General features: G+C 62.8%; 15 protein-coding genes. 11 read left to right on the plus strand and 4 right to left on the minus strand.

The window, feature by feature from the left end:
- Nucleotides 1–62: 62 nt before the first annotated feature.
- The 3 genes from GPJ75_RS01975 (at nucleotide 63) to GPJ75_RS01985 (ending at nucleotide 2,407) form a co-directional block, all read left to right on the plus strand.
- On the plus strand, nucleotides 63–968 hold the full coding sequence (locus GPJ75_RS01975) for a LysR family transcriptional regulator (RefSeq protein WP_163264542.1): 906 nt from the start codon (nucleotides 63–65) through the stop codon (nucleotides 966–968).
- Between the two features lie 328 nt (nucleotides 969–1,296).
- Nucleotides 1,297–1,545: a helix-turn-helix domain-containing protein gene (locus GPJ75_RS01980; RefSeq protein WP_205602442.1), complete on the plus strand. Its 249-nt coding sequence runs from the start codon at nucleotides 1,297–1,299 to the stop codon at nucleotides 1,543–1,545.
- 232 nt (nucleotides 1,546–1,777) lie between these two features.
- Nucleotides 1,778–2,407: a glutathione S-transferase family protein gene (locus GPJ75_RS01985; RefSeq protein ID WP_163264544.1), complete on the plus strand. Its 630-nt coding sequence runs from the start codon at nucleotides 1,778–1,780 to the stop codon at nucleotides 2,405–2,407.
- A gap of 56 nt (nucleotides 2,408–2,463) precedes the next feature.
- Here GPJ75_RS01985 and GPJ75_RS01990 read toward each other — a convergent pair whose 3' ends face one another.
- The 3 genes from GPJ75_RS01990 to GPJ75_RS02000 form a co-directional block, all read right to left on the minus strand.
- Nucleotides 2,464–4,428: a TRAP transporter permease gene (locus GPJ75_RS01990; RefSeq protein ID WP_163264547.1), complete on the minus strand. Its 1,965-nt coding sequence runs from the start codon at nucleotides 4,426–4,428 to the stop codon at nucleotides 2,464–2,466.
- Between the two features lie 100 nt (nucleotides 4,429–4,528).
- Complete coding sequence (locus GPJ75_RS01995) at nucleotides 4,529–5,473, minus strand: TAXI family TRAP transporter solute-binding subunit (RefSeq protein WP_163264549.1); 945 nt, start codon at nucleotides 5,471–5,473, stop codon at nucleotides 4,529–4,531.
- 22 nt (nucleotides 5,474–5,495) lie between these two features.
- Entirely contained in the window at nucleotides 5,496–5,810 is a 315-nt protein-coding gene (locus GPJ75_RS02000) for a hypothetical protein (protein ID WP_163264551.1), read from the minus strand.
- A gap of 287 nt (nucleotides 5,811–6,097) precedes the next feature.
- Between GPJ75_RS02000 and GPJ75_RS02005 the strand changes: the two genes are divergently transcribed.
- Nucleotides 6,098–6,907 (plus strand): ion channel, encoded by an 810-nt coding sequence (locus tag GPJ75_RS02005; protein ID WP_163264553.1) that lies wholly within the window; start codon nucleotides 6,098–6,100, stop codon nucleotides 6,905–6,907.
- 18 nt (nucleotides 6,908–6,925) lie between these two features.
- Here the strand turns inward: GPJ75_RS02005 and GPJ75_RS02010 are convergent, their stop codons facing one another.
- Nucleotides 6,926–7,756 (minus strand): alpha/beta hydrolase, encoded by an 831-nt coding sequence (locus GPJ75_RS02010; RefSeq protein WP_163264554.1) that lies wholly within the window; start codon nucleotides 7,754–7,756, stop codon nucleotides 6,926–6,928.
- Nucleotides 7,757–7,997: 241 nt separating this feature from the next.
- Here GPJ75_RS02010 and GPJ75_RS02015 point away from each other — a divergent pair, with 241 nt between their 5' ends.
- The 7 genes from GPJ75_RS02015 to GPJ75_RS02045 all read left to right on the plus strand — a co-directional run bounded on the left by GPJ75_RS02015 (nucleotide 7,998) and on the right by GPJ75_RS02045 (nucleotide 15,077).
- Nucleotides 7,998–9,623, plus strand: coding sequence for an AMP-binding protein (locus GPJ75_RS02015; RefSeq protein WP_163264556.1), 1,626 nt, complete (start codon nucleotides 7,998–8,000; stop codon nucleotides 9,621–9,623).
- Complete coding sequence (gene kynA, locus GPJ75_RS02020) at nucleotides 9,620–10,456, plus strand: tryptophan 2,3-dioxygenase (protein WP_163264558.1); 837 nt, start codon at nucleotides 9,620–9,622, stop codon at nucleotides 10,454–10,456. Before GPJ75_RS02015 ends, kynA begins: the two co-directional genes overlap by 4 nt.
- 44 nt (nucleotides 10,457–10,500) lie before the next feature.
- Nucleotides 10,501–11,640 carry an ABC transporter substrate-binding protein gene (locus GPJ75_RS02025; protein WP_163264560.1) on the plus strand — a complete coding sequence of 380 codons (1,140 nt, stop codon included), beginning with the start codon at nucleotides 10,501–10,503 and terminating at the stop codon, nucleotides 11,638–11,640.
- Between the two features lie 111 nt (nucleotides 11,641–11,751).
- Nucleotides 11,752–12,672 (plus strand): branched-chain amino acid ABC transporter permease, encoded by a 921-nt coding sequence (locus GPJ75_RS02030; protein WP_163264562.1) that lies wholly within the window; start codon nucleotides 11,752–11,754, stop codon nucleotides 12,670–12,672.
- Entirely contained in the window at nucleotides 12,669–13,652 is a 984-nt protein-coding gene (locus GPJ75_RS02035; protein ID WP_163264564.1) for a branched-chain amino acid ABC transporter permease, read from the plus strand. The genes GPJ75_RS02030 and GPJ75_RS02035 overlap by 4 nt, the downstream gene beginning before the upstream one ends.
- A complete protein-coding gene (locus GPJ75_RS02040; protein WP_163264566.1) occupies nucleotides 13,645–14,394 on the plus strand; it encodes an ABC transporter ATP-binding protein in 750 nt (249 codons plus the stop codon). The genes GPJ75_RS02035 and GPJ75_RS02040 overlap by 8 nt, the downstream gene beginning before the upstream one ends.
- Nucleotides 14,391–15,077, plus strand: coding sequence for an ABC transporter ATP-binding protein (locus tag GPJ75_RS02045; RefSeq protein ID WP_163264568.1), 687 nt, complete (start codon nucleotides 14,391–14,393; stop codon nucleotides 15,075–15,077). The genes GPJ75_RS02040 and GPJ75_RS02045 overlap by 4 nt, the downstream gene beginning before the upstream one ends.
- Nucleotides 15,078–15,084: the final 7 nt, after the last annotated feature.

The following is a 15,084-nucleotide window of genomic DNA, read 5'->3' on the forward strand; positions in this document are numbered from 1 at the left end:
CACATCGCATTCATTTGATAATGTGCTATGAATTTCGTTGGCTATGAAGAAACGAATATAGAATGCGTGGCAGTGACTATGCCGAGTTGAGAGCCTTCGCCGCAGTGGTCGAGCATGGCAGTTTCGCTCGCGCGGCCGCCCATCTCGGCATGTCGCCTTCAGCCTTGAGCCAGGTCATTCGGCGCCTGGAAGAGCGGCTCGGAGTGAGGCTGCTCAACCGGACGACCCGCAGCGTCGCGCCGAGCGAGGCCGGGGAGCGCTTTCTCGGCCGCCTCCTTCCCGTGTTCGCGGATCTCGACGCAGCCGTTGCGGATGTTCGCAGCCTGCGCGATACGCCTTCGGGTCTGCTGCGGATCAACACAACTCGCATCGCCGCGATGCATTATCTCGCACCGATGATCGGGCCGTTCCTGAACAATTATCCCGAGATAACGCTCGACATTGTCGTCGACGACAAGCTGGTCGACATCGTGGCAAGCCGGTTCGACGCCGGTATCCGCCTCGGTGAGAAGGTGGAAAAGGATATGATCGCCGTCAGGATCAGCGGCAAACTCCGACAGGTGGCGGTGGCAGCACCTTCCTATCTCGACCGTTTCGGCATGCCTGCAACGCCACACGATCTGCGGCGCCATCGGTGCATCAACTTCCGCTGGCCGACCGACTTCAGTCTCTATCGCTGGGAGTTCGAGCGCGACGGTGAAGAACTGGAGGTGGCCGTAGAGGGGCCCCTTATCGTGAATGAGCCGGAAATGGTGACGTCCGCCGTCCTCGATGGCGCCGGCATCGCCTATCTCTTCACGCATCAGGTCGAATCCCTGGTCGCAGCCGGAAGGCTGGTGCAGCTTCTGGAGGAGTGGTCGCCGGCCTTTCCGGGCTTCTATCTGTACTATCCAAGTCGTCGGCAGATGGCACCTCCATTGCGCGCATTTCTGGATTTTGTTCGAAGGAAGCCCGCGGCCGCCAACTAGCCCCAGGCTGGTCGTGAAGAGCGGCGGGCGCGTCAAATCCGGCCGGGCATGCCGTTGATCAGCGCGCGTTCATCGTCCGATAAGCACCCGTTGGGCCTGGTTTCCACTTGATCGGCCGGTAATCAATAGCCATATTTGACGATACCGATCCTCTTATCACGGGGCGGCAGTCTTTTGGTTGAGGCCCTTTCGGGGCCTTTTGTCATCCGACATCTACATTGGCCAAGTCCGCGTACGCTTGTGACCAGGCCGCGCTTGAACGACAGATCACGCTGGTGGTGCGGGGGCTTTCCGCCACTGACTTCTGCTTCGGTTTTTCGGAGGGACTATGAACGATATTGCCAAAATCCAACTCCCCGAGGCCGTGCTCGAGGCCATGTCTGGAGGGATACACATCGTCCGCGCCTACCGTGAATTCCTTGGGTACTCGGTCGAGGAGCTGGCGGTGGCTTGCGGGCTCTCTATCGAAGAAATCGAAAACATCGAGGCCGGCTACAGGTACGACAAGGGCTACCGTGAAAGAATCGCCAGGTCCCTGTCGCTGCCTGAGGACACGTTTTCGGTGGAAGTACCCTGAGGAGAATTCAGGATCAACCGAAGAGCCAGGCCCGCTGATTGCAGGCACAGCATTCGCCGTTCTGCGCGGAGTTCAGCGGCTGCAAGGTTATTGGGGCCCGGCTGGTGGAGACCGGCTTACCCGAAAGGGCTGAGCTCCCTGCGGACGCTTGGTACCTAAAGTGATATGAGGGAAGGCGCGGCGGGGGACCGGCCGCGCCTCCCAGTCTACGGCAGCAAGGGTCTGATGCTCAATGATCGATCTCTACACTTGGACGACACCGAACGGCCGCAAGGTTTCCATCGCACTTGAGGAGATGGGCCTCGATTACGCGGTTCATCCGGTCGATATAGGCGACCGCCAGCAGTTCGAGCCCGACTTCCTCAAGATCTCGCCCAACAACAAGATCCCCGCAATTGTCGACCGCGACAACGGTCTCAGCTTGATGGAATCGGGTGCGATCCTCATCTACCTTGCCGAAAAGACCGGGCTGCTGATGCCGCGTGAGGGGGTGGGCAGGCTCAGGACGATCGAGTGGCTGATGTGGCAGATGGGCGGATTCGGGCCGATGCTCGGCCAAGCCCATCAGTTTCTGAAGTTCAACCGGGGCAAGGCGCCCTTTGCGGAGGAGCGGTATGCCAAGGAGGCACGCCGCCTATATGGCGTGCTCGATCGGCAACTCGGCAGGGAAGGGTTTGTCGCTGGCGACTATTCGATAGCCGACATCGCCATCTGGCCCTGGGTGTCCCGCTACGAATGGCAGGATATCGTGCTCGACGAATTTCCAGAGGTGAAGCGCTGGTATGTCGAGATCGCCGCTCGCGAGCCCGTGGTGAAGGGCTACCACGTTCCCAAGTTCACGCAGGACATCCCGATGCCTTGATCCGTCCGCTGCGCCGCCGGCCGGCGGCGTAAAGGCATATGCGCCGGCACGACGCATCATGGATCCGGCAGTTTCCGTGACGGATGCGCGGCCGGAGCCTGGAAGATGTCCGTCGGGTCGACCGGGGCGGCAATGGGAGCCTCGACTGGTCCGAGGTGTGGCTTGCCGCCCGCGGGCTGAAGGCGCACCGCTGCCGGCCAGCGCAGATTGATAAATAGCGCGACAGCGCCCAGAGCCAGGCCCGAAAGGTCGGTCCAGACCCCAGGCTTGATCAGCGTGAATGCCGCGGCGATGAAAAGGACCCGCGCCAACACGTTTGCCGGCTTCACGAAAAAGCCGCTCAATCCGCCGGCGAGCAATGCTACGCCCGCGGTCGCAGTGACGGCGGTCAGAGCAATCACGTGCCATTCGCCGATGAGAAGCAGCGACGGCCCGAACACGAACATGAAGGGAATAATGTAGCCGGTCAGCCCAAGCTTCACCGCTGCCCAACTCGTCGCCCAGACGGCCGAGCGGCTGATGCCGCAAGCTGCGTAGACCGCGATCGCCACTGGCGGGGTGATTGCGGACAGAATCGCGAAATAGAAGACGAACATATGCGCCGCTTCGACTGGGATGCCCAAGCGCACGAGCGCGGGCACCAACAGCGCAACCTGGACGATGTATGCAGGGGTCGTGGGCATGCCCATGCCGAGGATGATCCCCGCCACCATCGTCAGGATGAGCGCCGGCAACAAAAGGTCCTGGGCAGCCGCCCGCACGATGCCGGTGAAGGTGAGGCCGAGGCCGGTCTGGGCTATGACGCCGATGACGATACCGGCGGAGGCGCACGAGAGAGCGACGATGACCGAATTGATGGCACCCGATTCAAGCCCATCGATGACCCTGGCGATGGTGAGTTCGCCGCGTGTCGTGCTGCGCAAGAGCACCACGGGCACGATCGAGAAAATCCCCATGAGGGCGGAGTACGGCGCCGAGAACCCGGACATCAGCGTGCCGATGATGATCGCCAGCGGCAGGAAGAGGTGGCCGCGCTCCCTGAGCACCTGGCCAACGCGCGGCAGGTCGGCCTTGGGCAGCCCCTGCAGCCCCTGCCTGCGGGCCTCGAAATGCACCGCAAGAAAGACGGCGAGATAATAAAGCAGCGCCGGCAACAGCGCGAAAGCGGCCACGTTCAGATAGCTCGTTCCCAAAAACTCGGCCATCACGAAGGCGGCGGCGCCCATGATCGGCGGCATGATCTGGCCGCCGGTGGAGGCGACTGCCTCGACCGCTCCGGCAAAAGGAGCAGGGTAGCCGATCCTCTTCATCAGAGGGATCGTGAACGTTCCGGTCGTCATCACATTGGCGACAGCCGAGCCTGACACGGATCCGAACAAGCCCGAGGTCACCACCGCGACCTTGGCCGGCCCGCCGGCCCTGTGCCCCGTCAAGGCCAGCGCGAAATCCATGAAGAGCTTGCCGATACCCAGCCGCTCGGCCAGAGCGCCGAAGATGACGAACAGCACCACATAGGTCGCCGAGACCTGCGCGGGAATGCCGAACAGCGCATCGGTCGTCATGTACTGGTACTCGAGGAGACGGACGATGCGGGTGTTGGTGAAGAATATCTGGTAGCCAAGGAATGCGAGCGCCGTAAGCGGGAGGATCGGCCCGATTGCGCGGCGGGTGGCCTCCAGCACGACGATGATCATCAGCATGGCGAAGGTCTGATCGGTGGCCGAGACCGGCCCAACATAGGCCATGCGGGTGTTGAAGTAGGTCTGTTCGATAATCGGATAGGCCGAGGCGGCCACCGAGGCGACGAGAAACACCCAGTCCAGGACGCCTGGTCCCTTGCCCTGACGGGAACGCAGGACCGGCAGCGAGAGGTAGGCGAGGACCAGGGCGAAGCCGAAATGGGTCGCGCGCAGCGTGAACGCGTTTGGGGGGCCGAAATATGCAACGTAGAGGTGGAACAGACTCATGGTCACGGCCACAACCGTGATCATCCGCTTCAACCAGAATTCGTAGCGAATCATCGCGTGCTCCGATCGGCCTGCCGCCATGCGGCAGGCAGCAATGTTCCAGGCGAGCAAAAGGGGTGGGGGAAGCCGCGACTGGCTTCCCCGACATACGGTTCTACTGCGCGATTCCGTTGGCCGCGTAGAACGCCTTGGCACCTTCGTGCATGGGTACACCCACGTCCTGCGCCATCTTTTCGAGGGATGTATCCTTCATGGCCGAGGCGATGGTGGCGAGGTCGGAACGGTTCTCCCACATCTGGGTGAGCAAGCCTTCGACGATCTGCGCATCGAGGTCACAGCGGGCGATGACGTGGGTTGCGTAACCGACCGTAACGATGTCTTCGTCCTGCTTCGGATACGTCCCGGTCGGAATGGTGATCGAGGTGTAGCCCGGATTGATCTCCGATCTCATCTTGTCGATGAACTCCTGCTCGAGAGGCACCAGCTTGATGGCGGTGCTGTTCGCCAGGTCCATGATGGCGGAGGACGGGATGGTCGTACCGAGCGCGAAGACCTCGGAATTGTTGTCTTGCATCAGGGCAACACCATCCGAGTACGACACGAAGTCGACGGCTTTCAGATCCTCATAGGAGATGCCAGCCGTCTGCAGCACCGCCCGCGTCACCTGCTCTGCGGTGTTGCCGACGGGCTGGGTGTTCAGCCGCTTTCCGGCGAAATCCTCAACCGACGCGATGCCGCTATCCGCTGTTACGACCATCTGGAAATACTGCGGATAAAGGGTGGCCAGATTGCAGACATTGTCGGCTTTGCCCTCGAAGGGCTCGCGCCCCTCGATGGCATCCACCGTGGAAATGGAATTGGCAAATCCCAGATCGGCATCGCCGTTCTGCACGCCCTGCACATTCGCGACGCCGCCGCCCGGCAGGACCTGTATCGAGACGCCGAGCGCGTCGGATGCCATGCCCTGAATGGCGCCGCCCAGGGGATACCAAGCGCCGCCTTGCGGGCCGGTCATCATACGCAGTTGCTGCGCTTGTGCCGGCACGGACATCGCCGCTCCGGCCGCGACCAGCGCAAATGTCAGGATGGTCTTTCGCATTCCTCATTCCTCCCTTGTCAAATCAGTCTTTCATCAAACCCTCACTTACGTCGATGCGCGCTCCTCCCTTGATTAGAAATGCCGCGTTCGCCTGCTCGGCGCCGCGCAGTTGCTCGGCAAAGCTTCGCAAGCAAGGGAATGCCGTGGGGGAGGCGCCCGGCCTCGCCGGCTGTTGATAGAGGGGGAGAGAGCCATCCCAAGGGGCGATGCCCATCAGGTCGGCAGCAACAAGCACGTCTGCGCTTACGTGTACATGAGCGTCGCTCATGCACCGGATCTCCAACAACTGGCGCCGCCAGAGCGCGGCTGCGACGTGGAGGCCGAGTTCGGGTCGCATGCCGTTTCCTCGGGCGGGTTCTGGCGCGGCCTCATGCCGTTTGGCCGACCGCTCGATCGTCAGCGCATCATGAAGGCGCCCAGGTTGTCAAGCGCGTCGACGCGATTGGCAGCCGCGCGAGCACCTGAGGCTGCCGCGATTTACAGGCGGCGCGCGTTCTGCCAGTCTCGGTCCCTGTGGCAAAAATCTCAGCCGGCCATTGGACCAAATAAGCTAGGCGCTCTGCGCACGCCACCAGTCGCTGTTGCCGGAACCCCTTCCCGTTAAAATGCATTGGGCAATGGACGATGGGTATCTCCTCAGAAACCGACGGCACGGAACGGGAAGCAAATGCACTGGACCGCCTGCGGCGACGCTTGCGCATTCTTTACCATGGTCATTCACAAAATGCGTTGCGGTTCCAACTCGCAGTCATGGTCGTCGATCTTCTGATCATAGCATTCTTCGTCGTGAGCCCGGTGCTGCGCGGGCGGCCATCCTTTCTCTGGATCGACTATTCCATCGCGGCTCTGCTCGCAGCGGATATCTCGGCTCGCGCCCTTGCCGCGAACGACATTCCGCGCTGGCTGCGGCAGCCCACAAGTCTCGTCGATCTTTTCATCCTGGTAACGTTGCTCGCGCCGCTCTGGCTGGCCAATCTTGGATTCCTGCGCGTCCTGCGGCTATGGTCGCTCTCGCGCAGCGGCTTTCTATGGCGCCCACTTACGCGGCGGGGTTACGGGCCCTGGCGCGAGATCATCCATTCGGCTCTCAATCTGGTCACCTTCCTGTTCGTGGTGACCGGCTTCATCTACACGTTCTTCTTCAGGGAAGGCTCAGGCCTCGCCGGCTATGTCGATGCCCTCTACTTTACGGTCGCGAGCATAACCACCACGGGCTACGGTGACATCCTCCTGCCGGGCACGTGGGGCAAGCTGACCTCGGTCGCTATCATGATCGCCGGCATCTCGCTTTTCATCCGTTTGGCCCAGGCGATTTTTCGGCCCTACAAGGTCCGGTATCCATGCCCGCAATGCGGGCTGCAGCGCCACGACCCCGATGCGGTCCACTGCAAGGCTTGCGGCTATCCACTGAAGATTCCCGATCCCGGCGATTGAGGAAGAGCGGGCGTGGCCCTATTCCGCGAGGAGACACCGAACGAGGGGGTGGCGCGGATCCGTGAGACCATCGACGACAGTGAAATGGTGGCGGTCTGGCTCCACCACCGCCGAGGTGATCGCGCCGAGGCCTGCCCATATGTTTGCAAGCAGCTCGTTCTGGCGCAGGAACTCGGCGCGCTCGCTACCGCCCACCCAACAGGTGATGCGCGCGCTTTCCATCGGGCGCAGCAGTGCCGGACTTTCGGCCACTGCCTCGGCTTCGTCGATAAGGAGTTCCTGGCTCATGGTCGTGCGCATAAGTGGGCGCAGATCGTGCACCCCGGAAATCGAGACGACACGGCGGACGCGTTCCCGGACTTGAGAGGCAAGCGGCGTGGTGGCTGAAGCCATCCGGCTGACAAGATGGCCGCCGGCCGAATGGCCTGTCAGCATCAGCGGGCCCTCGACCATGGCCGCCGCCGCTTCGATTGCCGCGGCGACCTCCTCCACGATACCGCCGATGCGGATCTCCGGGCAGAGCCTGTAGGAAGGGATCGCGACGGCATAGCCGTTTTCAACGGCGCCTGCGGCAAGATGCGACCAGTAGCTCTTGTCGAACCGCAGCCAATAGCCGCCGTGGACATAGACGACGAGGCCCTTGGGCTTTCCAGTGGGAAGAAAGAGGTCGAGCCGATTGCGCGGCTTGTCGCCATAGGCGAGGTCGAGCTTTGCACGGCCGGCCGCGACAAGGCTCTCGCGAAAGCTTCGCGCCGGCACCACCCACGCCTCCGGCCAGCGGTCGCCGCCCGGGATGTTCGGGCCGTTGGCGTAAGCATCGTCCCAGTCGGTTATCAAGCGCTCGAACATGATGCTCCTCCTTGTTCCCGCATAGAAGCGGGAGGACAGGGGGTAAAGTCAACCTTACAGCTAGAAATTTTAGGCTTGAAGTAATTTGCGGCTGGTGCCATCCTTGATAGGCTTCAAGGAGGATGGGAGACCGCAGTGCCCTTTGCCGTTTCCGTGCCAGTGAAGTGCCGTTTGCGAACGCATCCAGCGGGATGCCGGCAAATCGGTCTCGCTGTCTCCGCACCATGAGGGAGGCCACATGATGCTCGGACCGACAGCGCATAAAGACACCTTCACGCGCGACAATCTTCCGCCCGAGGAGGAGTGGCCGGATTTCCTGCTCGAGCGCTTCGAGTATCCCGAATATCTTAATGCCGCCGTCGAACTGACTGACCGTATGGTGGAGAAAGGTTTCGGAGACCGCACGGCGTTGATCGGCAACGGCCGCCGTCGCACCTATAAAGAGCTTTCCGACTGGACGAACCGGCTCGCCCATGCGCTGGTCGAGAATTACGGCATCAAGCCCGGCAACCGGATTCTCATCCGCTCTGCTAACAACCCGGCCATGGTGGCCTGCTGGCTGGCCGCCACCAAGGCAGGCGCCGTCGTCGTCAACACCATGCCGATGCTGCGCGCAAGCGAACTGGCCAAGATCATCGACAAGGCGGAGATCGGCCTCGCGCTTTGCGATACCCGGCTGATGGACGAGCTCGTCGCTTGCGCCAAGGACAGCCGGTTCCTGAAACAGGTGGTGGGCTTCGACGGTACGGCTAACCACGACGCGGAATTCGACCGCATCGCGCTCGACAAGTCGGTGGTCTTTGAGGCTGTGAAAACCGGCCGTGACGATGTCGCCCTCCTCGGGTTTACCTCCGGCACCACGGGCGTGCCGAAGGCGACCATGCATTTCCACCGCGACCTGCTGGTCATCGCCGACGGCTACGCGAAAGAGATCCTGCGGGTAACGCCTGACGATATCTTTGTCGGCTCCCCTCCCCTCGCCTTCACTTTCGGCCTTGGCGGGCTTGCCATCTTCCCACTGCGTTTCGGCGCCGCCGCCACGCTCCTGGAGCAGGCGACGCCCGCCAACATGATCGATATCATCGAGACCTATCACGCGACCATCTCCTTCACCGCGCCCACCGCCTACCGCGCCATGCTGAAGGCGATGGACGAAGGCGCCGATCTCTCCTCGCTCCGAGCGGCGGTTTCGGCGGGGGAGACGTTGCCGGGGCCCGTCTTCGAGGAATGGATGGCGAAGACCGGCAAGCCGATCCTCGACGGCATCGGCGCCACCGAAATGCTGCACATCTTCATCTCCAACCGGTTCGAGGACCTGAAGCCCGGCTCGACCGGTCGCCCGGTCGGCGGCTACGAGGCGTGCATCGTCGGCGAGGATATGAACGAGCTTCCACGCGGCACGCCCGGCAGACTGGCGGTGCGCGGGCCGACCGGCTGCCGTTACCTCGCCGACGCGCGGCAGCGGGACTATGTGCGCGACGGCTGGAACATTACGGGCGACACGTTTCTGGAGGACGAGGAAGGCTTCTTCCACTTCGTCGCGCGTTCCGACGACATGATCGTCAGCGCCGGCTACAATATCGCCGGTCCCGAGGTGGAGGCGGCGCTGCTGTCCCATGCCGATGTCGCCGAGTGCGCGGTGATCGGTGCGCCCGATGCCGAGCGCGGACAGATCGTGGAGGCCCATGTCGTTTTGGTTCAGGGCATTGCGCGCGATGAATTGTGCATGAAGCGCCTGCAGGACCACGTGAAGGCTGCCATCGCGCCCTATAAATATCCGCGCTCGATAAGGTTCGTCGACACCCTGCCCAAGACACAGACGGGCAAGATCCAGCGGTTCCGGCTGAGGACGGAGAAGACGCTTTGAGCAAACCATACGACCCCTCCGAAGAAGGAGCCGAGACGTCCTTCCGGGATCGCATGTCCTATAGCGACTATCTGCACCTGGAGCGGGTGCTCGATGCGCAGGAGCCGCTTTCCACCGCCCATGACGAGATGCTGTTCATCATCCAGCATCAGACCTCCGAACTGTGGATGAAGCTGGCGCTGCACGAGCTGGGCTCGGCCATCCGGATGATCCGCGCAGACCAGCTCGAGCCTTCCTTCAAGATGCTGACGCGGGTTGCCCGTATCTTCGAACAGCTCAACAGTGCCTGGGATGTGCTGAGGACGATGACGCCCAGCGAGTACACCGAGTTCCGCGATGCGCTCGGCCAGTCCTCGGGCTTTCAGTCCTGGCAATACCGCGCCATCGAGTTCTTGGCCGGGAACCGCAACCCGGCGATGCTGCGCCCCCATACGCACGAGCCTGAACGCATCGCGAAACTGGAGGCGATCCTGGCGGAGCCTTCGCTCTACGACGAAGCGATCCTGCTTCTTTCGCGCAACGGCTTCGACGTCGGCGCGGATGCGGAGCGGATCGACTGGCACGAAGCGCGGGCCGAAAGCGATGAGGTGCTGGAGGCCTGGCGGACCGTCTATCGCGATCCCCTGCGCTACTGGCAGCTCTATGAACTTGCCGAGAAGCTGGTCGACTTCGAGGATTATTTCCGCCGCTGGCGCTTCAATCATGTGACGACCGTGGAGCGCATCATCGGCATGAAACGGGGCACCGGCGGCACGTCCGGCGTTTCCTATCTCAAGAAGATGCTGGAGGTTGAACTGTTTCCCGAACTCTGGAAAGTTCGCACCAGCCTCTGAACCACCAGGGGAAAATAAGATGAAGAATGTTGGAGGGGAATAAAATGAAGAACGTTCTTGCAACCGGCCTCATCGGGCTGTCGCTGGCCGTATCGGGCCATGCCTATGCCGAGCCGGTGAAGATCGGTGTCATCACCACGCTTTCGGGCGGCGGCGCCGGGCTCGGCATCGACATGCGCGATGCCTTCACGCTGGCCATCAAGCAATCCGGCAACAAGGACATCGAACTCGTCATCGAGGACGATGCGCAGAAGCCCGAGCTTGCCGTTCAGATTGCCGAAAAGATGATCCAGAGCGACAAGGTCGACCTCATGACCGGCATCATCTGGTCGAACCTGGCCATGGCGGTGGTGCCCAATGCCGTGGCGCAGGACGTTATCTATCTGTCGCCCAACGCTGGCCCTTCGGCGCTCGCGGGCGCCAACTGCCATCCGAACTACTTCAACGTCGCCTATCAGAACGACAATTTCCACGAGGCGATGGGGCAATACGCCAACCAGGACTACAAGAACACCTTCATCCTCGCCCCCAACTATCCGGCGGGCAAGGACTCGCTTACCGGCTTCAAGCGCTTCTACAAGGGAGAGCTCGCCGGCGAGGTCTATACCCAGGTTGGACAGACCGACTATGCGGCCGAGATCGCGCAGATCCGCGCCTCGGGCGCCGACTCCGTCTTTTTCTTCCTGCCGGGCGGCATGGGCATAGCCTTCATGAAGCAATATGCCCAGTCGGGCGTCGACATCCCCGTGATGGGGCCGGGCTTCTCCTTCAGCCAGGACGTTCTGCCTGCCGTCGGCGATGCCGCGCTGGGCGTGAAGAACTCGGCCACGTGGGCGAAAGACCTGGACAACGAAGCCAGCAAGGAGTTCGTGGAGGCCTTCCAGAGCGAGTACAAACGCCTTCCCTCGATCTATGCGGCACAGAGCTGGGACACGGCGAACCTGATCCTTTCCGCGCTCTCCAAGGCGAGCGTGCAGGACAAGGAGGCGTTCCGGGCGGCACTGAAGGAAGCGGATTTCAACTCGGTTCGCGGGGAGTTCAAATTCAATACCAACAACCACCCTGTGCAGAACGTCTATATCCGCGAAGTGGTGAAGGAAGACAACGTGCTCACCAACACCATCGTCGGCACCGCCTTCGAGGACCACAAGGACGCTTACGCCGAACAGTGCAATATGCAGTAGGCGGCACAGTTGCCTTCATGCCGCGCCGTCGTGAATGACGGCGCGGCCACTCCGCCAGCTTGACGCTGAGGAAACAGCGATGCGTCAAATCGCAGATCCGGATCGCCCTCCTTGTCCACCGCACTCCTGATCGAGCAACTGCTGAACGGACTCCAGCTCGGGGTCATGCTGTTCCTGATGGCGGCGGGGCTGACGCTCATCTTTGGCGTCATGGGTCTGATCAACCTCGCCCACGGATCGTTCTACATGGCAGGCGCCTTCGCCTGCGCGACCGTCGCTGCCGCCACCGGCTCCTTCTGGATCGGGCTGATTGCGAGCTTGATCGCTGCTGCCGCTGCCGGCGCCATCGTCGAGATGGCTGTCATCCGACGGCTTTACGAACGCGACCATCTCGACCAAGTGCTTGCCACCTTCGCGCTGATCCTGATCTTCTCGGAAGGCACGCGCTGGCTGTTCGGCTCCTTTCCGCTCTATCTCGATATCCCTCCCCTGCTCCAGGGCGCGGTGCCCCTGCCGGGGGGCGGGCAGTACCAGCTCTACCGGCTCGCCATCATCGGCGTCGGCATCGTCGTGGCGATCGGGCTCTACCTGCTCATTTCCCGCACCCGCCTTGGCATGCGCATCCGCGCCGGCGAATCCGACCGGGAGATGATCGCCGCGCTCGGCGTCGACATCTCGACCCTTTACACGGTCGTCTTTGCGCTGGGTGCGGCACTTGCTGGCCTCGCGGGCGCGCTGGTCGGCGCGCTGCAATCGGTGCAGGTCGGCATGGGCGAACCGGTGCTGATCCTCGCATTCGTGGTCATCGTCATCGGCGGCATCGGCTCCATCAAGGGCGCGCTGTTCGGTGCCGTCCTCGTCGGTGTGGTCGATACGATGGGGCGCTTCCTCCTGCCGCAGGCGCTGTCGCTGGTGCTTCCTCCCTCGCAGACCGCACTCATCAGCGGTGCGCTGGCATCCATGCTGATCTACATCGTCATGGCGCTCATCCTTGCCTTCCGGCCAACCGGCCTCTTCGCCGCACAGCCATGAGACAGACCGTGACGCGCGAAGCCATCACCAACGCGGGCCTTGCCCTCTTGCTCCTGGTGGTGCCGCTTGCGGCCTCCGTCATGGATGAACCCTTCTACGTAACGCTCGCCACGCGCATCGCCGTTCTGGCGCTCGCGGCAGTCGGGCTCAACATCGCGCTCGGGCTCGGCGGTCTGGTCTCTTTCGGCCACGCTGCCTTTTTCGGCCTCGGTGGATACGCCGCCGGCATCCTTGCCACCCACGCCTTCAACGCCGAGCCGCTTTTCCTCGGCATTCCCGCCACCACCTCCATGCCGGCGATCTGGCTGGTGGCCGTCGTCGTCTGCGGTCTCGTGGCGCTTCCCATCGGCGCGATAAGCCTGCGTACCTCCGGCGTGTACTTCATCATGATCACGCTCGCTTTCGCGCAGATGATCTACTACTTCGCCATCTCCTGGCCCGCCTATGGCGGCCAGGACGGGCTGTCGATCTATGTCCGGAACACCTTTCCGGGCGTCAACACGGCGCAGCCGCTCCCATTCTTCCTGATTTGCTACGCGCTGCTTCTTTTAGGGCTTGCGCTCTTTTGGGCGCTCAGCGGCTCGCGCTTCGGTGCCGCGCTTCACGCGGCACGGCAGAACGCAACCAGGCTAGCGGCCGTCGGCATCGCGCCCTTCAATATCCGGCTCACGGCTTTTGCCATCTCGGCAATGATCACCGGGCTTGCCGGCGCGCTCTTTGCCGACCTCAACCGGTTCACGAGCCCGTCCATGCTCTCCTGGCATATGTCGGGCGAATTGATCGTGCTCATCATCCTCGGCGGCAAAGGCCGGCTGTTCGGTCCGGTGGCGGGTGCAATGCTCTATGTGCTCTTCGAATTTGCGCTCGGCGGCATCACCGAGCGTTGGCAACTCTTCTTGGGCCTTATCCTTCTCGGTGTAGTGCTCTTCGCGCGCGGCGGGCTCATGGGCCTCGTTGCGGGAAAGGAGCGGTATGGCTGAGCCGGTCCTCGAAATCCGCGATCTGAGGAAGAGCTTCGGCGCGCTGAAGGCAACCGACGGCGTGAGCCTTCATCTCGTTTCCGGAGAGATCCACGCCCTTATCGGCCCTAACGGTGCCGGCAAGAGCACGCTCATCCACCAGATCTCCGGCTCACTGACGCCAGACAGCGGGACGATCCGCTTCCTCGGGCAGGACATGGCGGGCCTCGACATGGCGGCGCGGGCGCGGCTGGGGCTGGCGCGCAGCTTCCAGACCTCGTCACTGGCGCAGGAGTTTTCCGCGCTGCGCAATGTGATGCTCGCGGTGCAGGCGAAGCAGGGATCGAGCCTGCGCTTCTTCCGCCCGGTGATGCGCGACAGGAGCCTTGAGGAACCGGCCATGGCCATGCTGGAGCGCGCGGGCCTTGCGGACCGCGCGCATGTGCCCGCGGCGGAGCTGCCGCATGGCGAGCGACGGCAGCTCGAGATCGCCATTGCGCTGGCGCTTGGCCCGAAGGCGTTCCTTTTGGACGAGCCGATGGCCGGCATGGGACCGGAGGGCTCGAAGAACCTGACGCGGTTTCTCGACACGCTGCGCCGGGAAGCGCCCATCCTTCTGGTCGAACACGACATGGATGCGGTGTTCGCGCTCGCCGATCGCGTTTCCGTCCTCGTCTATGGCCGCATCATCGCCACGGGCAAGGTGGACGAGATTCGCAACGATCCCGAAGTCCGCCGGGCCTATCTCGGAGAACCGGCGTGAACCTGCTCGAGCTTAAAGGGGTGGAGAGTTTTTACGGCGCCTCGCAGGCGCTGTTCGGTGTGAGCCTCGATGCGCAGGAGGGCGAGGTGGTGGCTCTGATGGGCCGCAACGGCATGGGCAAGACGACGACGATAGGGTCGATCTTCGGTCTCGTCCGCCTGCGCTCAGGCTCCATCCGCTTCGCAGGACGGGAGATCGCCGGCCAGCGGCCACACCGCATCGCGCGACTGGGTCTTGGGCTGGTTCCGGAGGGCCGCCGCTGCTTCCCCAACCTCACGGTCTCGGAAAACCTCGTTGCCGCAGCCCGCGCCGGCGAATGGACCTTCAAAAAGGTGGTGGAGCTCTTCCCCCGCCTGGCCGAACGGCGCGACCAATACGCCAACACGCTGTCGGGCGGCGAGCAGCAGATGCTGGCGATCGGCCGCGCCTTGATGACCAACCCGCGCCTCCTGATCCTCGACGAGGCGACGGAGGGCCTCGCGCCCGTGATCCGCCGCGACATCTGGGCGGCGATCGCCAAGCTCAAGGCCGGCGGACAGTCGATCCTCGTGGTCGACAAGACGCTCGCCGAACTCCTGCCCGTTGCCGACCGCTGCTTCGTCCTGGAGAAGGGCGCAACGGTGTTCGAAGGTTCGCCCGAAGCGCTTACGCCGGAGCTTCAGGACCGCTATTTGGGAGTGTGAGAGCCCT

The organism is Chelativorans alearensis (assembly GCF_010993735.1).
GTDB classification, from domain to species: Bacteria; Pseudomonadota; Alphaproteobacteria; order Rhizobiales; family Rhizobiaceae; genus Chelativorans; species Chelativorans alearense.

What these genes read in the sequence shown, in the direction of transcription:
- GPJ75_RS02015 (WP_163264556.1), top strand. Translation starts at nt 7,998, where the DNA reads ATGCTCGGACCGACAGCGCATAAAGACACCTTCACGCGCGACAATCTT.
- GPJ75_RS01975 (WP_163264542.1), top strand. Translation starts at nt 63, where the DNA reads ATGCGTGGCAGTGACTATGCCGAGTTGAGAGCCTTCGCCGCAGTGGTC.
- GPJ75_RS02005 (WP_163264553.1), top strand. Translation starts at nt 6,098, where the DNA reads ATGGGTATCTCCTCAGAAACCGACGGCACGGAACGGGAAGCAAATGCA.
- GPJ75_RS02040 (WP_163264566.1), top strand. Translation starts at nt 13,645, where the DNA reads ATGGCTGAGCCGGTCCTCGAAATCCGCGATCTGAGGAAGAGCTTCGGC.
- GPJ75_RS01985 (WP_163264544.1), top strand. Translation starts at nt 1,778, where the DNA reads ATGATCGATCTCTACACTTGGACGACACCGAACGGCCGCAAGGTTTCC.
- GPJ75_RS01995 (WP_163264549.1), bottom strand. Translation starts at nt 5,473, where the DNA reads ATGCGAAAGACCATCCTGACATTTGCGCTGGTCGCGGCCGGAGCGGCG.
- GPJ75_RS02035 (WP_163264564.1), top strand. Translation starts at nt 12,669, where the DNA reads ATGAGACAGACCGTGACGCGCGAAGCCATCACCAACGCGGGCCTTGCC.
- GPJ75_RS02010 (WP_163264554.1), bottom strand. Translation starts at nt 7,756, where the DNA reads ATGTTCGAGCGCTTGATAACCGACTGGGACGATGCTTACGCCAACGGC.
- GPJ75_RS01980 (WP_205602442.1), top strand. Translation starts at nt 1,297, where the DNA reads ATGAACGATATTGCCAAAATCCAACTCCCCGAGGCCGTGCTCGAGGCC.
- GPJ75_RS02025 (WP_163264560.1), top strand. Translation starts at nt 10,501, where the DNA reads ATGAAGAACGTTCTTGCAACCGGCCTCATCGGGCTGTCGCTGGCCGTA.
- GPJ75_RS02000 (WP_163264551.1), bottom strand. Translation starts at nt 5,810, where the DNA reads ATGCGACCCGAACTCGGCCTCCACGTCGCAGCCGCGCTCTGGCGGCGC.
- GPJ75_RS01990 (WP_163264547.1), bottom strand. Translation starts at nt 4,428, where the DNA reads ATGATTCGCTACGAATTCTGGTTGAAGCGGATGATCACGGTTGTGGCC.